Genomic DNA, 7,306 nt, shown 5'->3' with positions numbered 1-7,306 from the left:
CGCCCGGCAACGGGAGCTGGAGCGCCTCTCTCAACCCTTGTCTCGTCCGGCGGGCTGGTCCGAAGCGCGCGGCGCCAAGCTGCGGCGTGAGGCCGAACAGGTCCGCCACGACATGAGGAGCCGGCTGTCTCGGGAGCGGGGCGTCGCTCGGCGAGCCGCTGCGATCTGTCTCGCACGGCCTTCGTTGATCCGCTATGCCGAGGAGCTCGACTTGGCTCTCTCCGGCTCGGACGGGTGGACCGTACAGGAGGTGGCCGCGCTGTTCACAGCGATGCGAGACCGAGGCCTTCTCTATGGGGATGACGCGTGGCTGTCGCGGGTGGTGGAACTGGCGCTGGGTTTCAGGGACGAGGAGCGAATGGCACTTTGGGAGCACATGAAGCCGCTCATCAGGGCCGTGGCCGACAGCGGCATCGAGGCCGGAAAGCGGCGTCGGCTGCATCGCCTGATCGCGAGCGCCTTCCGGACGGATCCCGACGCGCTGCCGCCATCGGCCCTCGTCCCCTGTGACGAGTGGGCCATGACCCTACGCGATCACCTCGGCGACGCGCCGCCGGCGGACCTGGTGCGGCTCATCGAGCACCTCTGCGAGCTCAACGGGCCACGGCCCACGAAGACCTGGCGAGCCCGCTGCCTGGAGTTGCTCCAGGCAGCCGGCGCCGAGGACCTGGTGCGCACCGCTCTGGACGCCTTCGCCCGCGTCACCGAGTGGAACACCGACTGGGGCACGGCCCGGCTGATCGTCTCGGACCCCAACGCGGACGTGGCCCGCGGGTTCGTCTGGGCCGCCGCCCTGCTCCGGGCGGAAAACGTCGTACCAGCGCTGACGGACCTCGCCCTGCGCACGTCGGGAGCCCGCCGAGACGTGCGGGAAGACCTGAAGCTGGCGGGCGCCGCGATCAACGCGCTGGGCGACTGCCAGGATCCGGCGGCCATCGAGGCTCTGTGGCGGCTGCAGCGATCGATCAGGCATCGTGCACTGCGCAAGCAGATCGACACCGCGCTCAACGCCGCCGCCGGCCGCCAAGGGATCACACCCGGCCAACTGCTCGAGCGCAGCGTCCCCGATCACGGGCTCGGCCCCGAGGGAATGCTGACGCACACGATCGGCGACTGGACCGCGGTGCTCACGGTCGAGGACGCGATGACCGTACGGCTCAGCTTCCGATCTCCGGACGGCACCACGGTTCGCACCGCGCCCGCCGTACTGAAGGAGACCGACGACCTGAAGGCGCTCAAGGCCGTGGCGAAGGAGATCCGCCAGACGCTGTCGGCCGAGCGGGCGCGCCTGGAGGGGCTGTTCACCACGGACCGGGTGTGGCCGCATGAGGAATGGGCCCGCTACTACCGGGACCACCCGATCACCGGCGCCGTCGCGCGCGGTCTGATCTGGGAGGCGGGAGGGAAGGGCTTCCTGCCGGACGAGGCCGCGCCGGGCTCTCCGGTTCAGCTGTGGCATCCCGCCCGCGCCACTCTGGAGGAAGTCACCGCCTGGCGGGAGACGGTGACCGAGCGGCGGCTGCGCCAGCCCTTCAAACAGGCGTTCCGCGAGGTCTACCTGCTCACCCCCGCCGAAGAGCAGACACGCGTCTACTCCAACCGCTTCGCCGCCCACATCGTCGACCACCCGCGGCTGTACGCGCTGCTCAAGGAGCGTGGCTGGCAGACGAACTGGCTGGGGCCCTTCGACGGCGGCTACGACGCCGATGCCAAGAAGGAACTGGCCGAGGGCGCATGGCGGGTCCGGTTCTGCTACGAGACCGCAGACGTCGACGCAGGCCATGAGGTGACGCTGGCCGCCACCGACCAAGTCCGCTTCGACCGGCGGGAGGGGCGTGCTTTCCGCCAGGTCGACCTGGCCGAGGTGCCGCCGCTGGTGTTCAGCGAGGCCATGCGGGATGTGGACCTGTTCGTCGCGGTCACCTCGATCGCCGCCGACCCCGAATGGGTGGACCGCGGCGAGGACCGCTACCGGGACTACTGGCGAGAGATCTCATTCGGCGATCTGCCGCCATCGGCCGAGGTGCGCCGCGACGCCCTGGCGCGGCTGCTCCCCCGTACGGCTGTCGCCGACCGCTGCAGCCTCACCGACCGTTTCCTCGTCGTCCGCGGAGACCTGCGCACCTACAAGATCCACCTGGGCAGCGCCAACATCCTCATGGACCCCGGCGACGTCTACTTGTGCATCGTCTCCGCTCGCAAACGCGACACCAGGTTGTTCCTCCCCTTCGAAGAAGACGGCCGCCTATCCCTCATTCTCAGCAAGGCATTCCTCCTCGCCAACGACAAAAAGATCACGGACGAGACCATCCTCCGGCAGATTTCGCGGGGTTCCGGCTGAAGCAACACTCGGAATCGCACAGCGCTCGCCCATCGGCCGGCGGCATGGAACCGCCTTTCGCTGATCTACTTGCCGGTGGCGGTCCGGTCGAGCCAGTCGCGGTAGCGGATCCGGCCGAGGGCGGCGCCGTCACCCGGCACCAACGTGCGCTCGCCCGGCACGCTGCCGTAGTAGCGGGCCTGCGGGTCGGTGACCACCTCGCGCGGGTCACCCCACGCGGCCAGGGCCTCGCGGAAGAACTCGTCCATCCGGGACTGCTCGGGCCCGCCGATCTCGATCCGGCCGTTCAACGGCGAGCCCACCGCGACCCGGCCCACCGCCTGAGCGACGTCGTCACCCGCCATCGGCTGAAAGAGCACCGGCGCGATCCGCACCTTGTCACCGTCCGTGGCCTCATCGGCGATGCTGCGGACGAACTCGAAGAACTGGGTCGCATGCACGAGCGAGAACGGGATCGACGACTTCTCGATCAGCTGCTCCTGAGCGATCTTCGCCGCGAAGTAGCCGTTCTCCGGCATCCGCTCGGTGCCCACCACCGACACCGCGACATGGTGACCGACACCCGCCGCCGCCTCCGCCGCAAGCAGATTACGCGTGGACGTCTCGAAGAACTCCAGCACCGCGGCCCGCTCGAACGACGGCGAGTTCGACACGTCGACCACCACCTGCGCGCCCGCCAGCACCTCGGCCAGACCTTCACCGGTGAGGGTGTTCACACCGGTGCTCGGCGCCGCAGCCACCGCCTCGTGACCGTGCTCCCCCAGCTTCGCCACCAGCTTCGACCCGATCAGACCGGTCCCACCGATAACCACGATCTTCATGACGATCCCTTTTCCTGTTCGCCGGGGCACTTGATCGCCGCCGGTCGTCAGTTAAGACAGGACAGTCCTCCGGCATGTGACAGCTCAGGCGAAAATTTCTGGGGCGCACACCCGCCGGGTCGGCCCGTGGCCGGTCCACCCGCTGCGGGAAGGCGCGGTTCCGACCTCAGCCCATGCTTTTGGCGCCGTCGAGGGATTCGCGGATGATGTCGGCGTGGCCGGCGTGCTGGGCGGTCTCGGCGATGATGTGGATCAGCACCCTGCGGGCCGACCACCGCGCGCCGGGCTCGAACCACGGGGCCTTCGGCAGCGGCTGAGTGGCGTCCAGTTCAGGCAGGGTGGCTACCAGCTCGTCGGTCCGGTGAGCGACCTCGGCGTAGGCGGCCAGCACACCGGCCAGTGTCTCGCCGGGCAGCAGCCGGAACTCGTCGGCCCTTCGGGTCCAGTCGGCCTCGGTCATGGTGGTGACGTCGTCCATCGCCGACGGGCCGTTCAGGATGAAGTCCGCCCAGGTCCGTTCGACCGCCGCGACGTGCTTGATCAGTCCGCCCAGGCAGAGCTCACTGGCGGTGGTCCGCCGCCCGGCCTGCTCGTCGGTGAGGTCGCGGGTGGTGAAGCGCAGGAAGTGCCGGTGCTTGGCCAGCATCGCCAGCAGGTCGGCGCGCTCGCCCGTGATGTCGCGGGTGGTCGGCTCGTTGACGGTCGTGCTCTCGCTCATGGTCTCCGCGCTCCGTTGTTCTGTTCCGTCGGTCAGAACTCACGCTAGGCCGCATAGCGGTCACTTTCTGGCCTGAATCGCGGAAGAATCAAAACATGGCGAACACCAGCACCCGGACGCTGCGACTGCTGTCCCTGCTGCAGAACCACCGGTACTGGCCGGGCACCGACCTGGCCGAGCGGCTGGGAGTCTCGGTCCGCACCCTGCGCCGGGACATCGACCGGCTGCGGGAACTGGGCTATCCGGTCGAGGCGCACCGTGGCGTGGACGGCGGCTACGAGCTTGCCGCGGGCGCGGCGCTGCCGCCGCTGGTGATCGACGACGAGGAGGCGGTCGCCCTGGCCGTGGGGCTGCAGGCCGCCGCGCAGGGCGCGGTGGAGGGCATCGCCGAGTCCTCGGTGCGGGTGCTGGCCAAAGTGGTGCAGGTGATGCCGGCCCGACTGCGGCGCCGGGTCGAGGCGCTCCGCGCGATGACCGTGCCCGCCGGCTGGGACGGCCCGGCCAGGGCGGGCGTCGATCCGGGCGTGCTCACCGCGGTCGCGCTGGCCTGCCGGGACAACGAACATCTCCGCTTCTCCTACACCGCCGCCGGCGGTCAGCTCACCGACCGGCACGTCGAACCGCTTCGGCTGGTCTGTCTCGGCCGCCGCTGGTATCTCGTCGCCTACGACCTCACCCGGCACGACTGGCGCAGCTTCCGGGTCGACCGGCTCACCACGCCGCACGGCACAGGTTCCCGGTTCCGGCCCAGGGACCTGCCCGCCGCCGACGCCGCCGAGTTCGTCCGTTCCGGCCTGGACAACCTGCCCCGGCCGTACATGGTGGAGGTCCTGGTCGACGCCCCGGCCGCGACCGTGCGCGAACGGATCGGCAGGTGGAGCACAGCCGAGGAGGTCGACGCCGAGCACAGCCGGGTGCGCATGACCGCCGACTCCCTCGACTGGGCGATCATGGCACTAGGCGTGCTCGGCGCCGATTTCCGCGTCCTCGACCCGCCCGAACTGCTCGAGCAGATCCACGACTGGGGCGCCCGGTTCAACCGGGCCTAGGGCCTGGTCCGCTTCCCACGGTCGACGCGCCCGCCGCGTCACCACCCCATCCGCTCATCGGCGGAGTCGAGCAGCTTCGGGCCCTTCCGCCCCATCAGCGGCGGAAGCGGGCGTCGGCGTTCGCCTGCGAACCGTCAGTGGCCCGCGGTGAGGTACCGAACCGCGCCCCAGTAGTCGGCGTTGAACCGCGCCGGGGTGATGCGGACCGGTGTCGCAGCGTCGTACGCCTCGATCATCTGCTGGTCGCCGATGTACATGGCCACGTGGTAGATCGAGCCGGTGCCGTTGTTACGGGCGTAGAAGATCAGGTCGCCGGGCTGCAGGTCGGCCCGGTCCACCTTGGTGCCACCGCCGTAGGTGGCCTGCGCGCCGGAGTCGCGCGGGATTGCGATGCCGTTGGCCTCGTACACGGTGGAGGTGAAGCCGGAGCAGTCGAAACCGAACCCGGCCCGGCCGGCCCACAGGTACGGAACGTCGATGAACTTCTTCGCGAAGTTCACCAGATCCGCGCCGGTCGGGTCGGGGATGTCCGCTTCCGACTTGTACACACTGACATCGGCGGCGGCAAGCCATTTCGTGCCGTGGTCAGGGGTGTAGACCAGGACGGAGTCGCCGACGCGGGCGAGTTCGGGCAGCCGGGTGTTCACGCTGATCTTCAGCGCCTTCGACCGCCGTCCGAGGTCGTTGTACAGCCACGCGGTCGGGGCCTGGTCCACCAGCGCGAAGGAGCTGTGCGCGGCCAGAGCGGCGTAACCGGGGTTGCTGGTGAGCTGCGCCTTGGGCACCCAGCCCGGGTAGCCCAGCGAGTTCTTCGGCGTGGCCTGGCCCGGCACCGCGACCTCGGCCCAGTCACCCTGCTGGGCCAGCACGTAGACGGGATGGCCGTAGAGGACCTGCGTCTGGGTCAGGTTGCCGCTCGTCAGGCCCCGCTTGTCGTCCACCGTCATGCCGGCGAGCCACTTCTCGGGGTCCACCGGGTTGGTCAGCGCGGGAGCGTCGATGGGACGCGGGCTGTCAGGGCTGGTCCAGACAGTCGCTACGGACACATCCACATATTCGATGGGTGGGGTCGCGGGCGCGGACTGGACGGCACCGGCGGCCGGCGCGAACCCGGCCGTGGCGGCGACGGTCGCGACCGCGACCGCGACCGTGGCGAGCCTTCCGCCGAAGCGGAGCTTGCGGGTCATGGGGTTCCTCTCATCGCGGGGGAAGGGATTCGCTGCTGCACTGCGGGCGAGCCCGGCGATGCCGGGCATTCACCGGCCGGGACGATCTTGTCCTCCGTCGGAAGATGTCGATTCCAGCGAGGTCGACCCCGGTGTTGATCAGCACGAAGACGACCACCCACAGCCACCGCGGCACCCCGGCACGATCGCCGCCGCTCCCTCACCGATGACCACGAACCCTCCCGGGGACCCCGAACGGTGCCACCATCTTGATCACTAAAGGGTCGAAAAAACAAGACTATTCGCCAATTTCGGTCAGTCTCTAACACTGACGCCCTGGGGGAACACGCAGTGACGAAGAGGACGTCACCACCGCCCGGCCAGAGATCTGGCTCGAGGGGATCCGGGGCCGGTGCGGGTGGCCGGCGCCGTGGACGATGACGAAGTCACCGTCTGCCTCACAGGTAGGCCAGCAACATATCCAGTGGCCGCGGCACGTGATCGAGATCGAGTGCCGCGACGAGCGGGCCAGAGTAGCGGATCTTGCGGCCACTGCCTGATCCCATGAACCGGCGCAGTTGGTCGTGGGTGGGGCTCCCGCGCCATGTGGGTTGCTTCTGAAGGGTGCGAAATGACCTGAGCTCGCCGGCGGCGTCGACGACGCGCTCGACCGCGGCGGTCCCGAGGGCGCGGATCAGCTCGTCTTCCAGGTCGGCGACACACGCGAAGAATCCGAGCGCCTCCAGATCGCTTCGGCTGAGATCGGATCCAAGGCCGGCGCGCTCGAGCCCCCTCCGGAAGTCGCCTTCCTCCCCGACGTCGTACAGACCGGCCAGCCGTAGATTGCGACCGGAAGGGCCGAACCTGGCGACGTACGTCCCGATGTTCGTGGCACCGCCCATCGCCACAAGGGAGATGCCTTCGGCCGCCAGGTTCCGGCCACGGCGCTCGGCCAACGCTTCGACGGCCGACCTGTCACTGGCCCCCTCGACCAAGACCACGGTATGCGTGTCGCTCACGGGCCCAGCCTCGCACCGAACATGGGGAGGATCATCCCCTTTTGCGCGCTGGAAGGTCACCAGCCGTAGTTCGTTCTCTTGAGCCGGCGGGTCGATGACGCCGGTCAGTGTGCGGTGCACCAGTGCCAACGCAGTCACGTCGGTTCCCGGTTCCCCGGTCCCCGGCCGCCTCCGCGATCCTCACGGAGGCGG

At 69.4% G+C, this 7,306-nt stretch carries 6 protein-coding genes; 2 read left to right on the top strand and 4 right to left on the bottom strand.

Features of this window, described 5'->3' with window-relative positions:
• The first annotated feature begins 211 nt into the window (after window positions 1-211).
• Window positions 212-2,341: a DUF4132 domain-containing protein gene (locus Pmi06nite_RS36710; RefSeq protein ID WP_203957821.1), complete on the top strand. Its 2,130-nt coding sequence runs from the start codon at window positions 212-214 to the stop codon at window positions 2,339-2,341.
• A 65-nt stretch (window positions 2,342-2,406) separates the two neighbouring features.
• Here Pmi06nite_RS36710 and Pmi06nite_RS36705 read toward each other — a convergent pair whose 3' ends face one another.
• Both Pmi06nite_RS36705 and Pmi06nite_RS36700 read right to left on the bottom strand, forming a co-directional pair.
• A complete protein-coding gene (locus Pmi06nite_RS36705) occupies window positions 2,407-3,162 on the bottom strand; it encodes an SDR family oxidoreductase (RefSeq protein ID WP_203957820.1) in 756 nt (251 codons plus the stop codon).
• A gap of 166 nt (window positions 3,163-3,328) precedes the next feature.
• Entirely contained in the window at window positions 3,329-3,880 is a 552-nt protein-coding gene (locus tag Pmi06nite_RS36700; protein WP_203957819.1) for a DinB family protein, read from the bottom strand.
• Between the two features lie 95 nt (window positions 3,881-3,975).
• Between Pmi06nite_RS36700 and Pmi06nite_RS36695 the strand changes: the two genes are divergently transcribed.
• A complete protein-coding gene (locus Pmi06nite_RS36695) occupies window positions 3,976-4,929 on the top strand; it encodes a helix-turn-helix transcriptional regulator (protein WP_203957818.1) in 954 nt (317 codons plus the stop codon).
• 134 nt (window positions 4,930-5,063) lie between these two features.
• Here the strand turns inward: Pmi06nite_RS36695 and Pmi06nite_RS36690 are convergent, their stop codons facing one another.
• Window positions 5,064-6,116: a C40 family peptidase gene (locus Pmi06nite_RS36690; protein WP_203957817.1), complete on the bottom strand. Its 1,053-nt coding sequence runs from the start codon at window positions 6,114-6,116 to the stop codon at window positions 5,064-5,066.
• A 437-nt stretch (window positions 6,117-6,553) separates the two neighbouring features.
• On the bottom strand, window positions 6,554-7,234 hold the full coding sequence (locus Pmi06nite_RS36685; RefSeq protein WP_239114453.1) for a TOPRIM nucleotidyl transferase/hydrolase domain-containing protein: 681 nt from the start codon (window positions 7,232-7,234) through the stop codon (window positions 6,554-6,556).
• Between the last annotated feature and the right edge of the window lie 72 nt (window positions 7,235-7,306).

Origin of the sequence: Planotetraspora mira, from assembly GCF_016863275.1 — a bacterium.
In the GTDB taxonomy this organism is placed as follows: Bacteria; Actinomycetota; Actinomycetes; order Streptosporangiales; family Streptosporangiaceae; genus Planotetraspora; species Planotetraspora mira.
Note: the sequence above shows the minus strand (reverse complement) of the source record. Positions and strands in the feature narration are given on the sequence as shown.